The organism is Aeromonas sp. 603079, from assembly GCF_049172135.1.
In the GTDB taxonomy this organism is placed as follows: Bacteria; Pseudomonadota; Gammaproteobacteria; order Enterobacterales; family Aeromonadaceae; genus Aeromonas; species Aeromonas veronii.
The window spans coordinates 123,098-140,182 of record NZ_JAAKPX010000012.1 but is presented as its reverse complement, the minus strand read 5'-3'; the positions used below and the strand labels follow the sequence as shown (position 1 = coordinate 140,182).

Below are 17,085 nucleotides of genomic sequence, written 5' to 3'. Positions count from 1 at the left end.
TCAGGAAAGTAACATTTTATTTCAGCGCCAAGGAGTGCCCATGTTATCGAGTCTGCACAAGGATCACCTCAATATCGCCCGACTGCTGGATCTGCTGAAGCAGAAGCTGGCCGCCATTCGTGCCGAGCAACCCATCAGCTATTTTCTGGTGCGCGATGTCATCGATTATCTGCGGGAGGTCTCTGACAAGTATCACCACCCCAAGGAAGATCTTGTCTATGACTACTACCTGAAATACCGGGTGGTGGAGGGGGATGTCGCGAACCGCTTGCATGAAGAGCATCTCAAGTTGCTGGAGGCAGGGACCGAGCTCAAGGAGATGGTGGAGATGATCCTGATGGATGCGGTGATCCCGCTCGATCAGTTCACCGCCAAGCTGGAGCGCTTCGTGGAGCTGCAAGAGGCACACATGAACTACGAAGAGGGGGTGATCTTCCCCCATCTGCGTGACTCCCTGACCGAGGATGACTGGCGTCATCTGGAGCAAAACTGGCAGAACCGAGCTATCGGTGATCCTCTGTTTGGTGCCGAGATCAGCCAGCACTTCCAGGCGCTTGCCAAGCGCCTCTCCCTGCCTTTTGCTGCCAGCTGACGCACGCGGCTTTCGGTCATCAGTCATCTGACTGTGCAGGTGTTACCCGGCCAATGTGCCGGGTTACTTATTGTTACTCACGCCACATGATCTTGTTGTGCCATTTGTCGGGCACAGTGAGCTGCCAGCGGGCCAGCTCGCTCTTGCTGAAGACATATTCGCCGCGCAGGGCCGCTCGCGGGGAGATAGTACGGGGCAGGGTGCCCGCCAGTATGGTGTTGATAAGGGACGCTGCCTGCAACCCCTGATCGTGGCCGTCCAGTACCAGCCCGCCGATGGCCATCCCCTTGCCGACGGTAAACTCCCAGAAACAGAAGAGCGGCACCGGCGTGTTGGCGCTGGTCCACTCCAGCACAGTCTGTTCGCTCACATGCTTGCCATTATCATCGACCAGCGTGTGGTAGAGGCCGAGGAAGATTGCCTGATAGCCATTCTTCTTGGCGTTGAGCACCGCCTCCTGCCAGAGGCTGTAGTCGCCCATCAGCTGGCTGTTGACCCGGGTCTGGCCGACTCGCAATTCGGTCTGGGTCTTGAATTCATCCTCGATAGCGGTGAGGGCCACATTGCTGGAATCAAACAGTACCAGCGCCTTGTCGAGCCCCCCCATCATCTGGCTTATTTCGCTGATGTTGCGCTTGAGCAGGGGGCGTTCCAGCACCCCGGTGATCTTGGGGTGGCCGACAAAGCCCTTGAGGCGGGGGTTTTCGTTCATGCCGAGAAAGACCACCGGGGTACCCAGCGAGGCGATCTCGTTGGCCAGATAGTTGATGGCATTGTCATCCCCCAGCACCACCAGATCCGGTTTGCTCTTGAGATAAAAAGCGATAGCCCGTTGAGCGATGTCGTCGAACGCCTCCCGTGGATGGCGTTTGGTGTCCATATAGAAGTGAGAGATCTTGTGCTCCCCCTGCAACCCTTTGCGCAAACCTTCGTTGTAGCTCTGGTCCCAAAGGTATTCGGGATGGTAGCTGCTGATCACCAGAATGTTTGCGGCCCAGAGCGGCAGGGAGAGGGTGGAGAGCAGTAGCAACAGCAGGGAGGTGCGCATGGGAAGGCCCCTGTCGAGTGATAGTGTATGCATGCTCAGTATGGGCAGTGTTTGCCGTTACTGTCATCTCGAAACCGGTATGGCAGGGCGCGATTTTTTTTCGGTTGAGCGGATCGGACGCCAGCCCGCACTCTGCTTGGGATCGGGTTTTATTGAGTCTTTTTTTGGTTGGTCGTGAACTGTCCCGCTCGCTGAAAAACCTGTTCTGGATCAAGAAATGAGGCTGCGCTTTGGTGCCTAATAGACACCACATATAGGGACGCATTCGTTTTTAATCCCTATATGTTGTGTTATTAAGCTGTGTATAAGCTGTTCCTCTCCTATCTTCAGCCCAGGCTTGTCAAGCCTCGGCTGAATTTATTTGCGTCCAGGACGAGATGCCGGGAGGGGGGCCCAACAAGGGTGAGCCAGAGGCAAATGCCTGGCCTTTTAACGGGGAAAATCCATGAAACCGGTTGTGATCAAACGTGACGGATGTCGCGCACCATTCAATGCCCAGCTGATTCGCGATGCGGTCAGCCGAGCGGCGGAAGCGGTCAATCAGGCCAATCCGGCACTCGCCTCCCGCATTGCCAATGCAGTGAGTCAGGAGCTGGAAGGGCGTGGTGAAGTTGATATCCACGAGATCCAGAACCGGGTCGAAAACCACCTGATGGCTTCCGACGACAAGGCCATCGCCCGTGCCTATATCGAATATCGCCACGACAGGGATCAGGCTCGCGAGGCGCGCGGCCGTCTGGCGCAGGAGATCCGTGGTCTGGTCGAGCAGACCAACGCCGCCCTGCTCAACGAAAACGCCAACAAAGACTCCAAGGTGATCCCGACCCAGCGCGACCTGCTGGCCGGTATTGTCGCCAAGCACTATGCCACCAGCCACATGCTGCCCCGTGATGTGGTTCAGGCCCACGAGAGCGGTGATCTGCACTTCCACGATCTCGACTACTCACCTTTCTTCCCGATGTTCAACTGCATGTTGATCGATCTGAAAGGGATGCTGACCCACGGCTTCAAGATGGGCAATGCGGAGATCGATACCCCGAAATCCATCAGCACCGCCACGGCCGTGACCGCCCAGATCATCGCTCAGGTGGCGAGCCACATCTATGGCGGCACCACCATCAACCGCATCGACGAAGTGCTGGCCCCCTATGTGACCATCAGCTGGCAGAAACACCGTGAAGTGGCCGAAGAGTGGGGCATTGCCGACGTGGAAGCTTACGCCATGGCCCGCACCGAGAAAGAGTGCTACGACGCCTTCCAGTCGCTGGAGTACGAGGTCAACACCCTGCACACAGCCAACGGTCAGACGCCGTTTGTCACCTTCGGCTTTGGTCTGGGGGACAGCTGGGAGTCGCGAATGATCCAGCGCGCCATCCTCAGCAACCGCATCGCTGGCCTTGGCAAGAACAAGAAGACCGCCGTGTTCCCGAAACTGGTGTTTGCCATCAAGGATGGCCTCAACCACAAGCAGGGTGATCCCAACTACGACATCAAGCAGCTGGCGCTGGAGTGTGCCTCCAAGCGGATGTATCCGGACATCCTCAACTACGACCAGGTCGTGAAAGTGACCGGCTCCTTCAAGACTCCCATGGGTTGCCGCTCCTTCCTCGGTGCCTACGAGGAGAATGGCGAGCTGATCCACGAAGGTCGCAACAACCTGGGGGTGGTGAGCCTCAACCTGCCGCGCATTGCCCTGAAATCCCGTGACGAAGCGGACTTCTGGGATCGTCTCGATGCCTCCCTGCGGGTCGCCAAGAAGGCGCTGATGTACCGCATCACCCGTCTGGACGGGGTGAAAGCGCGGGTTGCACCGATCCTCTATATGGAAGGGGCCTGCGGCGTGCGGCTGAAGGCGGACGACAACGTCAGCGAGATCTTCAAGAACGGTCGTGCCTCCATTTCCCTCGGTTATATCGGGGTTCACGAGACCATCAACGCCCTGTTTGGTGACAAGGTTCACCTGTTTGACAGCACCGAGCTGCAACAGAAGGCCATCGCCATCATCGCCCGTCTCAGGGCGGCCATCGATGAGTGGAAAGAGGAGACCGGCTACGGCTTCAGCCTCTACTCCACCCCGAGCGAGAACCTCTGCACCCGCTTCTGCCGCATCGACGCCAAGGAGTTTGGTGTGGTATCCGGCGTGACCGACAAGGGTTACTACACCAACAGCTTCCACCTCGATGTGGAGAAGCAGGTCAATCCCTACGACAAGCTGGACTTCGAGGCGCCCTATCCGCCCATCGCCAGCGGTGGCTTCATCTGCTACGGCGAGTACCCCAATATCCAGCACAATCTGGAAGCGCTCGAAAACGTCTGGGATTACAGCTATGACAAGGTGCCTTACTACGGTACCAACACCCCCATCGACGAGTGCTACGACTGCGGCTTTACCGGCGAGTTCGAGTGTACCTCCAAGGGCTTTACCTGCCCGCGCTGCGGCAACCACGACCCCGCCAAGGTGTCGGTGACCCGCCGTGTCTGCGGCTACCTCGGCAGCCCGGATGCACGCCCCTTCAATGCGGGCAAGCAGGAAGAAGTAAAGCGCCGCGTCAAACATATGTAAGCGCACAGGCGATGAAGAGCTGGCCCCTGACTCAAGGGGCCATTTTCATTGGAGGGCGGCAGTTATGCCGCTGTCCCGTGAACGAGGCAGGAAACAAACGATGCACTACCACCAATACTACCCGGTCGATGTGATCAACGGCCCCGGCACCCGTGCCACCCTGTTTGTCTCAGGTTGTGAGCACCAGTGCCCGGGTTGCTACAACCAGAGCACCTGGCGGCTCGATGGCGGCAAGCCGTTCGATGAGGCGATGAGCGATCGCGTCATTGCGGATCTCAACGACAGCCGCATCAAACGGCGAGGTCTGTCGCTCTCTGGCGGCGATCCGCTCCACCCGGCCAACGTGCCCCACGTGCTGGCGCTGGTGAAACGGGTGCGCGCCGAGTGTCCGGGCAAGGATATCTGGTGCTGGACCGGTTATCTGCTCGGCGAACTGTCAGAGGCCCAGCGCGAGCTGGTGGCCTTGCTGGATGTGCTGGTGGATGGCAAGTATGAAAAGGAGTTGGCAGACCCCGGCCTGCTCTGGCGTGGCAGCAGCAATCAGCAGATCCACGACCTCAACGCCTGGCGTGATGCGGGTGAGCTAATTCCCTGTCTGGTTTGCAGTTGAAGCCCGGGATGTTTATGGTTAGCCCATTCCAATCCTGACGACATTCATGAAGAGGAGAGCCGAGATGAACAATCTGCTCAAGATCCTGCTGGCCATTTTCCTGCCCCCGGTGTGCGCGTTTATCCAAGTGGGCTTTAGCCTGCACTTTTTAATCAACATCGTGCTGACCCTTATGGGCGGTCTGCCGGGCATGGTCCATGCGCTCTGGCTGGTGGTGAGCGACAAGCGCGGCTGATGCCAGCGGATGGTTAGTGAGCTTATTGACGATAAAAGGGCCAACCTCTCGGGGTTGGCCCTTTTGTTCATGTTCATACGAATACTTTTTCGTTAGGATGGGTGACTGACCAAAAGGGCGCGTGTTGAGCGGCCTGCAGTCCGGCAATAAGTACCGGCAGAGAACAAGGAGCGTTACATGAAGTGGAAAGTCGCAGTATGGTCAGGTCTGGCAGTGACACTGTTGCTGGGGTGCTCATCCCGTCAGGAGGTAGCGCACGAGCGCGCTCCGATCGCTATCTCTCTCGAGCAGTTGTCCAGCTACTGGGTTCAGGAGAAGCAGTGGTCATGGCTTGGTAATGACGAGCCAGCCCTGCCAGCCAAACCGGTCAAGGGGTATGTGGAAGTTCGCTATCAAATCGACGCCAGCGGCACGCCGGTCAAGCCGGAAGTGGTAGCGGCCGAGCCCCCCGGCGAGCTGGAGCAGAGTGCGCTGGCGACCCTCTCGCGGATCCGCTACAGCCCTGCAGAGGGCAACCCGGATGCCATTCCGGTCGAGGTGACCAACCGCTTCGAGATCGAGATCAACTGATCCCCCATCACTCTGATGCCAGAGAAAGAGAGACCCCGGCCAGGCCGGGGTCACGTTTATTGCTGTTTGCAGTCGTTGTAGGCGGTCTGCCACTCGCCATCCTGATCCCGAAGCTCGACAAAGCCCTCATCTCCCTTGTTCCACCAGACGGCCTCATGTTCGTCCGTATAGCGGGCGCCGGAGGCCGAAATGGCCTGGGGCAGGGTGTAATCCTTGCCGTTCGGCAGTGATAGCTTGATAAAGTTGAGGCTCTCGTCTGAGAGGGAGAAGTAGCGCACCTGCACCTTCTTGCCCTGCTCGCACTGGTAACTGACCGGTTCGCCACCAGTGACTGAGAGGGTATTGCCCTGATTGCAGCCAGCGAGCAGGCCGAGGGCCAGCGCACCAGCGGCCATCATATGTGCTTTATTCATGATTACAGCTCCATTGGTGTCATACGGGCGTGAGCCTAACAGGTTGCCGTGATTGTGCAATCAGCGGGGCCATTCGGTGCGTCGCTGGCTGTCCGGCATACCGCGCGAGTATGAGGGGGATGCCGCTATCAGCAAGGTAGTGTCAATCAGTGCAGGCCAAGTCTGGTTTCAAACTGGCGGATCAGCGTCTCATAGGTGCCGTTGTTCTTGATCTTCTGCAATCCCTGCTCGAACTGCTTGGCCAGCGCTTCCCCTTGCGGTGTGTTGCGGGAGAAGGCGAGCCAGAAGCCATCGGTGGAGATCTTGCCAACCTTGACCACCTTGCCGGTCAGCTGCTTCTGCTGGATCTTGAGGTAGCCCGGCATACCGTTCATCAGGATGTAGTCGACCCGGCCACGTACCAGCATCTCGAGGATCTGGGCATCGGATTTGGCCTGAAAGCGGGTGATCCTGGGGTTCTCCATAAAATCGGTGGGGTAGGTGTAACCCAGGGTGATGCCCACCCGCTTGCCCTCCAGCGAGGTAAGCTTGAGATCCCGTTGCGGGTCGCTGGCAAGAGCGAAGATGGCAAGATCCTCCTCGAACATGGGGGTATCGTGCCAATGGTACTGGTAGCGGTTCTCTTCGGTGATGGTAGCGTTGAAGCACCCCGCAAGTTTGCCGCTTTTTGCATCGTGCATGCAGCGGGCGAAGGGGAGGGTGCGAAAGACAATCTCGATCCCTTCGGCGGCGAACACCGCCTTGACCAGCTCAGGCGCCAGTCCGTGGGGCTGGTCATCCTCATTGTCCTTGTCGCGCTCGCAGTAGGGGGCCCAGTCATCTTCGGCACCAATGACAAGCGGGGTGGCCCCGAGCGGGCTGGTAGCCAACAGTACCAGACAAACCAGCCATTTTTTTAACAACGGAACCATAGGTACACCTCATCGACAGCAGCCTTACAAGCATAGCCACACTTCTGCGCTGACTTGTAGTTGCAGGAGTATTGGTGAGGGAGGTAAACGAGGGCGAGAAAAAAGCCCCGGCAGGCGACGGGGCGAAAGAGAGCTCATCCATGGGCTGACAACAGTGTTTACAACAGGAAATCAATAACCGAAGCGGGTTGCCTCGAAGCGGTTGAGCAACCGGTGGACGAGGTAGCAGGCTAGCAGGGTGACCACGATGGCAAACAGGATGCTGCTCACCCGGTAGAGGGCGCTGAACACCAGATCGTTGCCCGGGGTGAGGTACTGGCCAAACAGGATGCCGAGGGTGGTGAGGGCGCCAAAGCCGACCCCGGAGCCGCCTGCCTCCTTGACATGGGCATGGCTGAACAGCATGGCACCGAGCCACAGCAGCGGGGCGACCAGCAGCAGTTGCCCTGACCAGTCATAGAGCAGCAGCTGGCCGAGCAAGCCGAAGGTGACCCCCAGCAAGGTACCCATCGCCCGTTTGCGGGCATAACTCAGCGCACCGTTCCAGTGCATGGGGAACAGCACCAGCAAGGTCGTGGCTTGGGCAGACATGGAGTCGCGCAGGTCAAACACCTGAAATACCAGAAACGACAGGGTGGCCACAGTGGCACCCAGCAGGGCTTCATGGCGCATCCGGTGCGGCGCCTTGGGAGCCGAGGCGGGCTTGGGTCTGGCCTCCACATCCGGGATCAGCATGGTCATCAGGTAAGCGATCAGCACCGACAGCACGCTCGCCCAGATATTGTTGAGGATCAGGTCGTTGAGGTCGGTCTGCGGATAGCTGGCAAAGTGCAGCATGATGCTGAGGCTCAGCACCCCGTTGGCCCCGAACAGAAACAGGCTGCCCCGCGACATGGCGGCGAAACGGTAGAGAAACAGCAGAAAGGCGATAGGGGTCATCAGCGCCGGATGGCTGCCAAACAGTTCCCCCAGCAGCCCGACCTCCACCCCACAGACCACCGCCGCCGTGATCAGCTGGCGTGCGGCATGGCCATTCATCACCGGCACCATTCCCAGCAGCAGCACCGGCGTGACCGTATAGAAGACCCCGTAATTCCAGCCAAACAGCTTGCAGAGCAGAAAGCCCGTGGTGCAGCCAAAGGCGATGCGCAGGCACTGGCGCAGCTCGTTGCCGGTGAGGGGCCGATACCAGAGGTGAGTGGCAGCACCACCGGCGGGGTGGGCTGGGGCAGTATTGGCCGACGGGTGAGTTGCGTGGTTAGTAGACATAATGGAGCAGGCTGAGCAGGTGGATCTGGCCCCGTGCCAGCATGGCAGTCAGGGCATTGTCCGGCAGCAGTTGCACCGTGGCCCGCGCCCCGGCTGGCAGATGATCGGGGAGCTGGTCCAGCTCAAGGTGCAGCCGCATCCGCTGGGCATCCCGTACCCAGCGATCAGACTCCACCGGCGCGGCCAGTCGACCATTGGCATCAAACTGACCGGCACTCACTCCGGCATCCAGACTGCTTACCCGGGCAGGATAGAGCTGACCCGGCTCGCCATCGAAGGCGACCAATGCGCGGGTTTGCTCGCCGACATGGCGCAGGCTCTTCTCCCGAAAATCGGCTATGACATCGACCTGTTCCGACACCAGCGCCAGCAGCGGGCTGCCCGCGCTGGCGATACTGCCCGGCTTGAGCTGCAGGTTGGTGATGGTGCCATCCTGATCCGCGTGGACCCGGCTGTAAGAGAGGGCCAGCTGCGCTTGCGCCAGCTTGTTGCGGGCCTGGCGCAGCAACAGATTGTCCTCACCTGTTACGCCACGACTGGCCTTTATCTGGGCCAGTTTGGCCTGACTGGCGCGCAGGTTGGCCTGGGCGCTGCGCAGGGCGCTGTCAGCTTCATCTTTTTGTTGCAGCGAAACCATGTGACGTTGGTACAGCGCATCGATCCGCTCAGCCTCGCGCCACTTCTGGCTGGCCAGGGTCTCCTTGGCGTTGATCTCGGCAACGGCGGCGGTCAGGGCCGCATCCAGTTCACTGTTCTGCTGCTCTGCCTGCGCCAGCGCAAGGCGGGCCTGCTCCACCGCCAGTTCAAAAGGGGCCGGATCCAGCCTGAACAGCAGATCCCCCTTCTTGACCTGCTGGTTGTTGTGAACGGCGACCTCGATCACCTTGCCGCTCACCTGGGGGGCCAGCTTGGTGACCACCCGGGTCGCCATCGCCTGAGGGGTGAGGGGCATCAGCAGGTCGGCTATCAGAAAATAGGCAAACAATGTGGCAAAGCCAGCCATGGACCATTTGATCCAGCGGGTAAATTGTTGATCCGGAGTCATCTTATTCTCTCTCTGTGTCGGTCTCGGGAGGGCTTGTATCGCCTCCGGCTTGTCGGTCGTGGTGTTGTTCAATTTTGCTGAGGGCGTTGGCCGAGATCCGCTGCACCGTGGCTTCAAACAGCTGCAGGGTCTGCTCGTCGATGCCCCCCAGCAGCTCGCGGCGGATATTCATGATGCGGTCGGCGATCTGATCGAGCAGGGTCTGGCCAGCCGGGGTCACGCAGACGATGCGGGCCCGCTTGTCCTGCCTGCAACAGTGGCGCTCAATAAGTCCCTGCTCTTCCAGCTGGCCCAGGGTGCGCATCAGGGAGGGGAGCTCTATCTCGAGGGCTTCGGCCAGGGTCTTCTGGCTGACATGGTTCCCCATGCGGGAGAGCTTCCACAGCGCGGTCCAGCGGGGATGGGTGAGGCCAAGGGGGGCCAGCTCCAGATCGGCGGCAGTGCGCCATAGCCGGTGCATCCGCGCTATCTGCTCGGCGAGCGACAGCTCGCGCAACCTTTCCAGATCCGTCATCTTCTCATCCTCAATCTACTTAGCCTGCTAACTATCATACTTGTTTAGCAGGCTAAGTAAATAGTGTGATGCGGATCATGTTTCTGGTCGGATCTTTCGCTGGTGCGAGTTAGTATCGTTCGAGCCTCTGATATTATTCTCGGGGCTGATCCACTCGAGGCTCTCTTGCCGATTCGGATATTGCGCCGTGAATGGAGGATATCCGGCGATTATTTTCATGAAATTTTCAGCTTCAGCGAGCAGCTCTTTTTTTATCCGCTAATATTGATGGGGTTATAAAACAAGGGGGAAACGGGTTGTGGATGGATATGACAGTGGATGTGTGTATCTGGCAATTGAAGCGCTGTTGAGTGATGGGGAATATGGTGCAGAGTCACACCATGGCGTGAATCGGGAAGGCGCTATCAGAAGTACCGATATCAGTCATGATTTTGACCCCGCCAATATTCCATTGCTGTTGGCAGAATAGACCTGACCGTGTGTGATCCTTGTGAGTTCAAGCCAGTGCTCTGGTATTCGCTGGCTTGGCTCATCACTATTTCAATCTCCCCTTTTTGTATCTTTCTCCTCACCATTTTTCATCGTGAGAGCTTCCTATATGCTGACTCAAACCCTGATGTGGCATGCCGTGGCACTCGCGTTATGGCGATGATATTGCCCGCTGATTATCACTCACAGGATCTGTGGCGATAAATGGTCGCAGAGCTTGTCATCTGGCTCTGTTATTTCCCCGAAGGGGGGAGATCATCGCATCGTTATTACTGCTGATCACCCAAATATCCGCCATTGGGCTCGCTCGTTTTATCGCCCTATTTCCTGGTCGAGCAGGGCATCGATGGTCTGGTGTTCTATTGTGCAGCGCACGTTGGCGGCACCATGATGTTTAAGTTTTTAATGTTTTTATATGGCTTTGCAGTCTGGCTAACCGACAGGGGCGAGGGGGATCAATAAAGTAGCGGCCACAATCACACGCAGAGTACATAACAATGAAAAACCTCTCACCCCTACAAACCACACAAGAAAAGGCCGCCTTTATGGGCGGCCAACAAATTGCCGGTATGCCGCTCTTTATATTTCTCGGGTTGGCAACCTGTGTTCTCTTTTCCGGCTGGAACGGCTCGCTGCCGCTGGGCATGGTCGGTGCGCTGGCGCTGATGTTCGTGCTGGGCACCCTGCTGACCGAGCTGGGTGAGCGGATCATGCCGATCCGTGAATATCTGGGGGGTGGCACCATCCTCGCCATCTTCGGCGGCGCCGCCCTGTTCGAATATCAGCTGCTGCCGGTGCAGGCGGGGCAGGTCATCACCAACTTCATGAAGGAGGGTGGCTTTCTCAACTTCTTTATCGCCAGTCTGGTGACTGGCTCCGTGTTCGGCATGAGCGGCGCTTTGCTGAAAAATGCCGCCATGCGCTACCTGCCGGTCATTCTTGGCGGCGTGGCGCTGGCACTGCTGAGCGTGGGGCTGGTCGGCTCCCTGATGGGGTATGGCTTCAAGAATGCGGTACTGCTGATCGGCCTGCCCATCATGGGCGGTGGCATGGGGGCTGGCGCGGTGCCTCTGGTGGAGATCCTCTCCGGCCCGATGCAGATGTCCAGTGCGGATCTCTTGTCACGCATGGTACCGGCGGTGGTGATCGCCAATACCCTGGCCATTCTGGTGGGCTCCCTGCTGGCGCGGCTCGGTCGCCGTTACCCCTCTCTGACTGGCAACGGCAAGCTGATGGTTAAAGAGAGTAGCCAGAGTATCGCCGAGGAGCAGGCTGAGGCGCCGACCCTGAAGAGTCTGGGTATGGGGCTTTTCATCAGCTCCAGCATGTTTGTGCTGGGCTCCCTGCTTGGCAACTTTATCCCCATGCACCCCTTCGCACTGATGATTTTGGCCGTCGCCTTTATCAAGGTGAGCGGCCTGCTGCCGCGCCGTTATGAGCAGGCGGCGGCCGACTGGTATCAGTTTGTGGTGAGCAACCTGACCCCCTCCCTGCTGGTGGGGATCGGCGTCGCCTATACCAGTATTCCCGAGCTGATCAGCGCTTTTTCCATCAGCTACTTCGTGCTGGTCATGGTCACAGTGATTGGCGGCGCCCTCGGCGCGGCGCTGGTCGGCAAGCTGATCGGCTTCTATCCCATCGAGGCAGCCATCACTGGCGGGCTCTGCATGGCCAACATGGGCGGCACCGGCGACGTAGCCGTGCTCTCGGCGGCCCAGCGGATGAAGCTGATGCCCTTTGCCCAGATCTCCTCCCGTCTTGGCGGCGCCGTGATGCTGATCCTGGCTACTGCTCTTATCTCCCTGCTCGCCTGATACCGGATTGAGGAACAAACAAAATGAACGACATCATGATGGGCACCAGCCTGCCCTATGCCGAGCGCAAGCGTCAGGGTGTACGGGGTCGCATGCCCCACAAGGAGGAGTCCCTCTCCCAGCAGCGGCGCCGGATCTACCGGTTGGTCAGCGCCATGCAGAGCCCGTTTGATCAGCATCTGCTGCTGCGCCAGTTGCAGGAGGACAACCCGGTGCTGTTTTACGATCTGGTGCGCCACCACCTGCCGGAGCTGCTGCCGATCATCTACACCCCGGTGGTGGGGGAGGCGTGTCAGCGTCACAGTGACCTCTATCTGCGCAGCCACGGTCTCTATCTCTCCTGGCATGACAGGGACGATCTCGACGATATTCTCGAGTCGGTGGAGCAGGAGGTGGACGTGATCGTCATCTCCGATGGCGAGCGGGTGCTGGGGCTCGGCGATCTCGGTATCGGCGGTATGGGGATCTGTATCGGCAAGCTGGCGCTCTACTCCGCTGCTGGCGGCATCAATCCGGCGCGCACCCTGCCGCTCTGTGTCGATGTGGGCACCAACAACCCCGAGCTGCTGGAGGATGACTCCTACCTCGGCTGGCAATCCCCGCGCATCGACGGCGAGAGCTACTACCACTTCATGGACAAGGTGGTGGCCGCCATTCGCAAGCGCTGGCCGCAGGTGGTGCTGCAGTTTGAAGACTTTGCCGGCAAGCACGCCGCCAATCTGCTGACCCGTTATCGGGACGAGCTCTGCATGTTCAACGACGATATTCAGGGCACGGCGGCAGTGGCTTCTGCCTGCGTGCTGGCCGGTCTGCAGCAGGCGGGTAACGCCCTTAATGATGCCCCTGTGCTGATCGTCGGTGCCGGTTCTGCCGGTTGCGGCATCGCCGCCATGTTGGCCCAGCTTGCGGGGAGCCACGATGGCGTCTGGCTGTTTGATCAGGACGGGGTGGTCTGCGCCGATCGTCCCAACCTTACTCGCGCCCAAAAGCCGTTTGCCCGCGCCGTTGAGGAGGGGAACAGTTCGCTGCTGGAGACCATCCGCCAGGTGCGTCCGGCGGTCTTGATTGGCGTGAGCGGGCAGGGTGGCCTCTTTACCCGCGAGGTGTTGCAGGCGATGGGGGAGGTGTGCGATCAGCCGGTGATCCTGCCACTCTCCAACCCGACCCGCAGTGCCGAGGCGACCCCCGAGCAGGTGTGGGCCGCCACAGATGGCCGCGCCCTGCTGGCCACCGGCAGCCCCTTTGCGCCGGTAACGGTGGCCGGCGAGCGGCGGGTAGTCTCCCAGTGCAACAACGTCTATGTCTTCCCGGGGATTGGTCTCGGGGCCTGCGCGGTCAAGGCGCGCCGCATCAGCGACGGCATGTTGCTCGCCGCGGTGCGGGCGGTTGGCGCCTATCCGCTGGTGGCGGGCCGACTGCTGCCTCCTATCGAGCAGGTGGGTGAGGTAGCCCGCGCCGTGGCCAGAGCGGTCGCGTTCTGTGCTCGCGAGGAAGGATTGGCTGATTTTGTCGGCGATCCGGCACCTTTGATTGACCAGACCTGGTGGCATCCGCACTATTGGGCAGCGTCCTGACGTTTTAAGGTATGTGCATGAAACTTCGCCACCAGTTGGTCACCCTCTCTCTTGGGCTCTCCCTGCTGCTGATCCTCATTCTGGGCAGCCTGCTGGCTCTTTTTATCCGCCATCTGCTGGAGAGCAACCTACAGGATAAGGGGAGCGATCTGGCACGGGTGATGGCGGCGGACACCCGGGTGGTCGAGGCTATGCGTCAGGGGAGTGATCCTACCCTGCGCGACTACGTGGAGGCGGTCTGCAATCGCACCGACGCCACCTATATGGTGGTGACCGATGAGCATGGTCGCCGCCTCAGCCACCCCAACCCCGAGCTGGTGGGACAGAAGTTTCGCGGCGAGGATATCTGGCCCGCGCTGCAGGAGCGGCGCAGCTACTGCTCCAAGGATCGGGGCACCATGGGGCCGGCGATCCGCTGCTTCTCCCCGGTGGTGGGCGGGGATGGGCGCGTCATGGGGGCCGTGGTGGTGGGCTACCTGATGCAGCAGGTGGAGGGCATCTATATGGAGCGGGTGGCCCTGCTCATCTGCGCCATCGTTGCTGTGCTGGGGTGCGGCCTGCTGTTGGCACTCTGGGTGCAATACCTGCTGCGCAAGACCCTGCTCGATCTGGAGCCGGAGGCAATCGTGCGCCGCTTCACCCTGCAGGATCTGGTGCTGGAGCACATCACCGAAGGGGTGATTGCCCTCGATGGCCGCGGCAACATCAACATGATCAACAGCACCGCCAGCTATCAGCTGCGGCTGCCGGTTACCGGGCGCCATGCCCTGCAGGGGCAGTCGCTGGCGGAGCTGGTGCCACCCCTTGCCCCCTGTCTGGAGCAGGAGGGTGGGGAAGTGAGCTTCACCATTCAGGGGGAGTCTTTCGTCGGCCGCTGGCAGGCGGTGCAGGGCAAGGCACCGGGGCGACTGCTGATCTTCAGCCGTCCGGAGGTAGCTGCCAGTCTGGGGGTGCAGGTGACCCACCTGCGCCAGTATGCCGAGATGCTGCGGATGCAGAGCCACGAGTTCGCCAACAAGCTGAGCAGTCTCTCCGGCCTGTTGCAACTGGGCCATGTGGAGCAGGCGGTGGAGCTGATCCAGCAGGAGAACGAAGCGTGCCAGACCATGCTGCAGGAGCTGCTGCGGCTGATCGACAACAAGCCGGTGGCGGGGCTGATTCTCGGCAAGTTCAGCCGGGCCCGCGAGCTCGGGGTGACCCTGGAGCTCGATCCCGATTCGGCGCTGGCGGAGTATCCGGCCTCGGTCTCGGCCGATCTCATTACCCTCATTGGCAACCTGCTGGACAACGGCCTGCAGGCGGCCTGGCGCAACCGCCAGCAGCGGCCGCCCCGGGTGCTGCTGTCCCTGTGCGATGTGGGGCGGCGACTGGTGATCGAGGTGGAGGATAGCGGTGAGGGGGTCGACGAGGAGCTGGCCGATCACCTGTTCGATTACGGGGTGAGTCGCCAGAGCGGCGATCACGGGGTGGGTCTGTTCCTGGTCAAGGAGACCGTGGGTCGGCACGAGGGTGTGATAGAATGGCGGCGAACCGCCGAGCAGACCACCCTGTTTGGTATCTACTTGAATAAAAACCAATTAATGTGAGCCATGGACCCAATAATCACGCTTGTTATTGAAGATGACGATCGGATCGGTGCCATCTTGTCAGAACTGGTGGCGGCGACACCCGGTTTCTCCCTGCTGGGGCGGGCCGGCACCCTGGCCCAAGCCGATGCCATGATGGCCGGTGTGGTGCCCCAGCTGCTGCTGGTGGATGTCTCCCTGCCCGATGGTTCCGGCCTTGAGTGGGTGAGCCGCCTGCGCAGCCACAACCGCGAAGCCTATGTCATCATGGTGACCGCCTCGCGGGATGTGGAGACCATCCAGCAGGCCCTCAATCTGGGGGTTCATGACTACGTCATCAAACCATTGCGGCTGTTTCGCATCCAGCAGAGTCTGGACGAGATCCTGCAACTGCACAGCCGCCTCTGCGAGCGGGGTCGGCTGGAGCAGGAAGATCTCGATAAGTTGCTGGGCAAGGGGGGGCGCTCCCAGATCAAGGAGATGCGCGTCACCCCCAAGGGGATCGACAGCATCACCCTGCGTCAGGTGCTGGATCTGCTGGCGGGCGAGCCGGAGAACGTCTTCTCCACCGACACGGTGGCGCTGCGACTCTCCCTCAGCCGCACCACGGCGCGCCGCTATCTGGAATATCTGGAGTCGGAAGATCGGGTGGATGTAGATCTCAACTACGGTCAGCGGGGGCGACCGGAGCGGCGCTACCGCTGGCGCCGGGCCGGTTGAGATGCGCACTGGTGCACATTGCAGAAACAACAAGGGAGCCATGGGCTCCCTTGTTGTTTCCGGACGATGTTGGTTCTCAGGCGGCTTCCCGTTCGGCTACCGGCGCACGCCCCTTCAGCTGGGAGGCCATCACCCCGCCCAGGATCAGCCCGCCACCCAGCAGGTGATAGCCGTGGATTGGCTCGCCCAGGCCGACGACGGCGATCAGCGCCGTACAGAGCGGCATCAGGTTCATAAAGACCGAGGTGCGCTCTGCCCCCATGCAGGCGAGGCCGCGCATCCAGCAGTAAGCCGCCAGCAGGGAGGAGGCGAGCCCGGCGAAGAGCACCAGTCCCCACCCTTCGGCCGGTACCGCCATCGAGTCGGCGCTGAGGGCGAGTGGCACCAGCAACAGTACCGCCAGCAGGATCTGCATGTAGAGGTTTAGCCAGGGGCCAAACGGCAGGTGCCAGCGGCGGATCAAGAGGCCGTAAAGGGCGTAGCTGGCGGACCCCAGCAGCATCATGCCATCCCCCGGGTTGATGCCGTTATGGAGCAGGGCAAGCGGTTCGCCCTTGCCAAGCAGCCAGAGCACCCCGAACAGGGAGAGACTCATGCCGAGCAGTGCCTGTTTGCCGGGACGCTGGCCGAAGAAGAGCGCCCCTTGCAGCAGGGTGAGCAGTGGAATGAGGGAGCCGATCACCCCCATATTGGTGGCCGAAGTGCTGTGAGCAGCGTAGTAAGCGAGGCACTGGTAGAGCACCATACCGAGCGCCGCCAGCACCAGCAGCTTGCCGAGCCAGGGGCGAACCTCGCTACGGCGGCGCCACAGCTGCGGCAGGCAGAAGGGGGTCAGCGCCAGAGCGGCGATCACCCAGCGATAGAAGGAGATAGCCGCGGGGTCGAGCACACTGGCGGCCGCCTTGGACACCACGGTATTGGTAGCCCAGATCAGCACCGCCATCAGCGGAAAGAGAAGAGGGGAAAAGATTCGCATCAGAGGCTCCTTATTAACAGGGGGCCAAGTCTACCCTTGTCTTTATATTATCAAGTAGCGTAAAACAGACAGATGACCCAGCAGAAAAGACAACTCTTTCTGATGCACCTTATTCCGGCCCACACGGGCTGCGTCTGCCCGCAACTGATGGCTGCTTTTGACCTGTGCCGGAGACCG

Annotated in this window: 16 protein-coding genes; 9 read left to right on the top strand and 7 right to left on the bottom strand. The window is 60.3% G+C overall.

What is annotated here, in order from left to right:
• Positions 1-40 precede the first annotated feature (40 nt).
• The gene (locus G5287_RS11045; RefSeq protein WP_216951846.1) at positions 41-592 is read left to right on the top strand and encodes a hemerythrin domain-containing protein; all 552 of its coding nucleotides are present in this window, start codon (positions 41-43) and stop codon (positions 590-592) included.
• A gap of 73 nt (positions 593-665) precedes the next feature.
• Here G5287_RS11045 and G5287_RS11040 read toward each other — a convergent pair whose 3' ends face one another.
• Positions 666-1,640 carry an ABC transporter substrate-binding protein gene (locus G5287_RS11040; RefSeq protein WP_266134093.1) on the bottom strand — a complete coding sequence of 325 codons (975 nt, stop codon included), beginning with the start codon at positions 1,638-1,640 and terminating at the stop codon, positions 666-668.
• Positions 1,641-2,085: 445 nt separating this feature from the next.
• On the opposite strand from G5287_RS11040, the gene nrdD reads away from it, so the two are divergent.
• The 4 genes from nrdD to G5287_RS11020 all read left to right on the top strand — a co-directional run bounded on the left by nrdD (position 2,086) and on the right by G5287_RS11020 (position 5,618).
• Positions 2,086-4,203 carry an anaerobic ribonucleoside-triphosphate reductase gene (gene nrdD, locus G5287_RS11035; protein WP_263084400.1) on the top strand — a complete coding sequence of 706 codons (2,118 nt, stop codon included), beginning with the start codon at positions 2,086-2,088 and terminating at the stop codon, positions 4,201-4,203.
• A gap of 100 nt (positions 4,204-4,303) precedes the next feature.
• Positions 4,304-4,813, top strand: coding sequence for an anaerobic ribonucleoside-triphosphate reductase-activating protein (gene nrdG / locus G5287_RS11030; protein WP_335836989.1), 510 nt, complete (start codon positions 4,304-4,306; stop codon positions 4,811-4,813).
• A gap of 64 nt (positions 4,814-4,877) precedes the next feature.
• Complete coding sequence (locus tag G5287_RS11025; protein ID WP_005338440.1) at positions 4,878-5,048, top strand: YqaE/Pmp3 family membrane protein; 171 nt, start codon at positions 4,878-4,880, stop codon at positions 5,046-5,048.
• 177 nt (positions 5,049-5,225) lie between these two features.
• Positions 5,226-5,618 carry a TonB family protein gene (locus G5287_RS11020; RefSeq protein ID WP_108542479.1) on the top strand — a complete coding sequence of 131 codons (393 nt, stop codon included), beginning with the start codon at positions 5,226-5,228 and terminating at the stop codon, positions 5,616-5,618.
• 56 nt (positions 5,619-5,674) lie between these two features.
• Here the strand turns inward: G5287_RS11020 and G5287_RS11015 are convergent, their stop codons facing one another.
• The 5 genes from G5287_RS11015 to G5287_RS10995 all read right to left on the bottom strand — a co-directional run bounded on the left by G5287_RS11015 (position 5,675) and on the right by G5287_RS10995 (position 9,770).
• Complete coding sequence (locus tag G5287_RS11015) at positions 5,675-6,031, bottom strand: MliC family protein (RefSeq protein ID WP_201972991.1); 357 nt, start codon at positions 6,029-6,031, stop codon at positions 5,675-5,677.
• A 146-nt stretch (positions 6,032-6,177) separates the two neighbouring features.
• Positions 6,178-6,942 (bottom strand): substrate-binding periplasmic protein, encoded by a 765-nt coding sequence (locus G5287_RS11010; protein ID WP_421231283.1) that lies wholly within the window; start codon positions 6,940-6,942, stop codon positions 6,178-6,180.
• Between the two features lie 171 nt (positions 6,943-7,113).
• Positions 7,114-8,211, bottom strand: coding sequence for a DUF2955 domain-containing protein (locus G5287_RS11005; protein WP_421231282.1), 1,098 nt, complete (start codon positions 8,209-8,211; stop codon positions 7,114-7,116).
• Entirely contained in the window at positions 8,201-9,256 is a 1,056-nt protein-coding gene (locus G5287_RS11000; RefSeq protein WP_100654284.1) for an HlyD family secretion protein, read from the bottom strand. Before G5287_RS11000 ends, G5287_RS11005 begins: the two co-directional genes overlap by 11 nt.
• A gap of 1 nt (position 9,257) precedes the next feature.
• A complete protein-coding gene (locus G5287_RS10995) occupies positions 9,258-9,770 on the bottom strand; it encodes a MarR family transcriptional regulator (RefSeq protein ID WP_421231281.1) in 513 nt (170 codons plus the stop codon).
• A gap of 986 nt (positions 9,771-10,756) precedes the next feature.
• Between G5287_RS10995 and G5287_RS10990 the strand changes: the two genes are divergently transcribed.
• The 4 genes from G5287_RS10990 to G5287_RS10975 are packed head-to-tail and all read left to right on the top strand — an operon-like array spanning position 10,757 to position 15,932.
• Entirely contained in the window at positions 10,757-12,073 is a 1,317-nt protein-coding gene (locus G5287_RS10990) for a 2-hydroxycarboxylate transporter family protein (protein WP_421231280.1), read from the top strand.
• Between the two features lie 23 nt (positions 12,074-12,096).
• The gene (locus tag G5287_RS10985; protein WP_421231279.1) at positions 12,097-13,647 is read left to right on the top strand and encodes an NAD-dependent malic enzyme; all 1,551 of its coding nucleotides are present in this window, start codon (positions 12,097-12,099) and stop codon (positions 13,645-13,647) included.
• A 17-nt stretch (positions 13,648-13,664) separates the two neighbouring features.
• Positions 13,665-15,233 (top strand): ATP-binding protein, encoded by a 1,569-nt coding sequence (locus tag G5287_RS10980; RefSeq protein ID WP_421231278.1) that lies wholly within the window; start codon positions 13,665-13,667, stop codon positions 15,231-15,233.
• A 3-nt stretch (positions 15,234-15,236) separates the two neighbouring features.
• The gene (locus G5287_RS10975; RefSeq protein ID WP_005338420.1) at positions 15,237-15,932 is read left to right on the top strand and encodes a response regulator; all 696 of its coding nucleotides are present in this window, start codon (positions 15,237-15,239) and stop codon (positions 15,930-15,932) included.
• A gap of 76 nt (positions 15,933-16,008) precedes the next feature.
• Here G5287_RS10975 and G5287_RS10970 read toward each other — a convergent pair whose 3' ends face one another.
• Positions 16,009-16,908: a DMT family transporter gene (locus G5287_RS10970; RefSeq protein ID WP_040066692.1), complete on the bottom strand. Its 900-nt coding sequence runs from the start codon at positions 16,906-16,908 to the stop codon at positions 16,009-16,011.
• Positions 16,909-17,085: the final 177 nt, after the last annotated feature.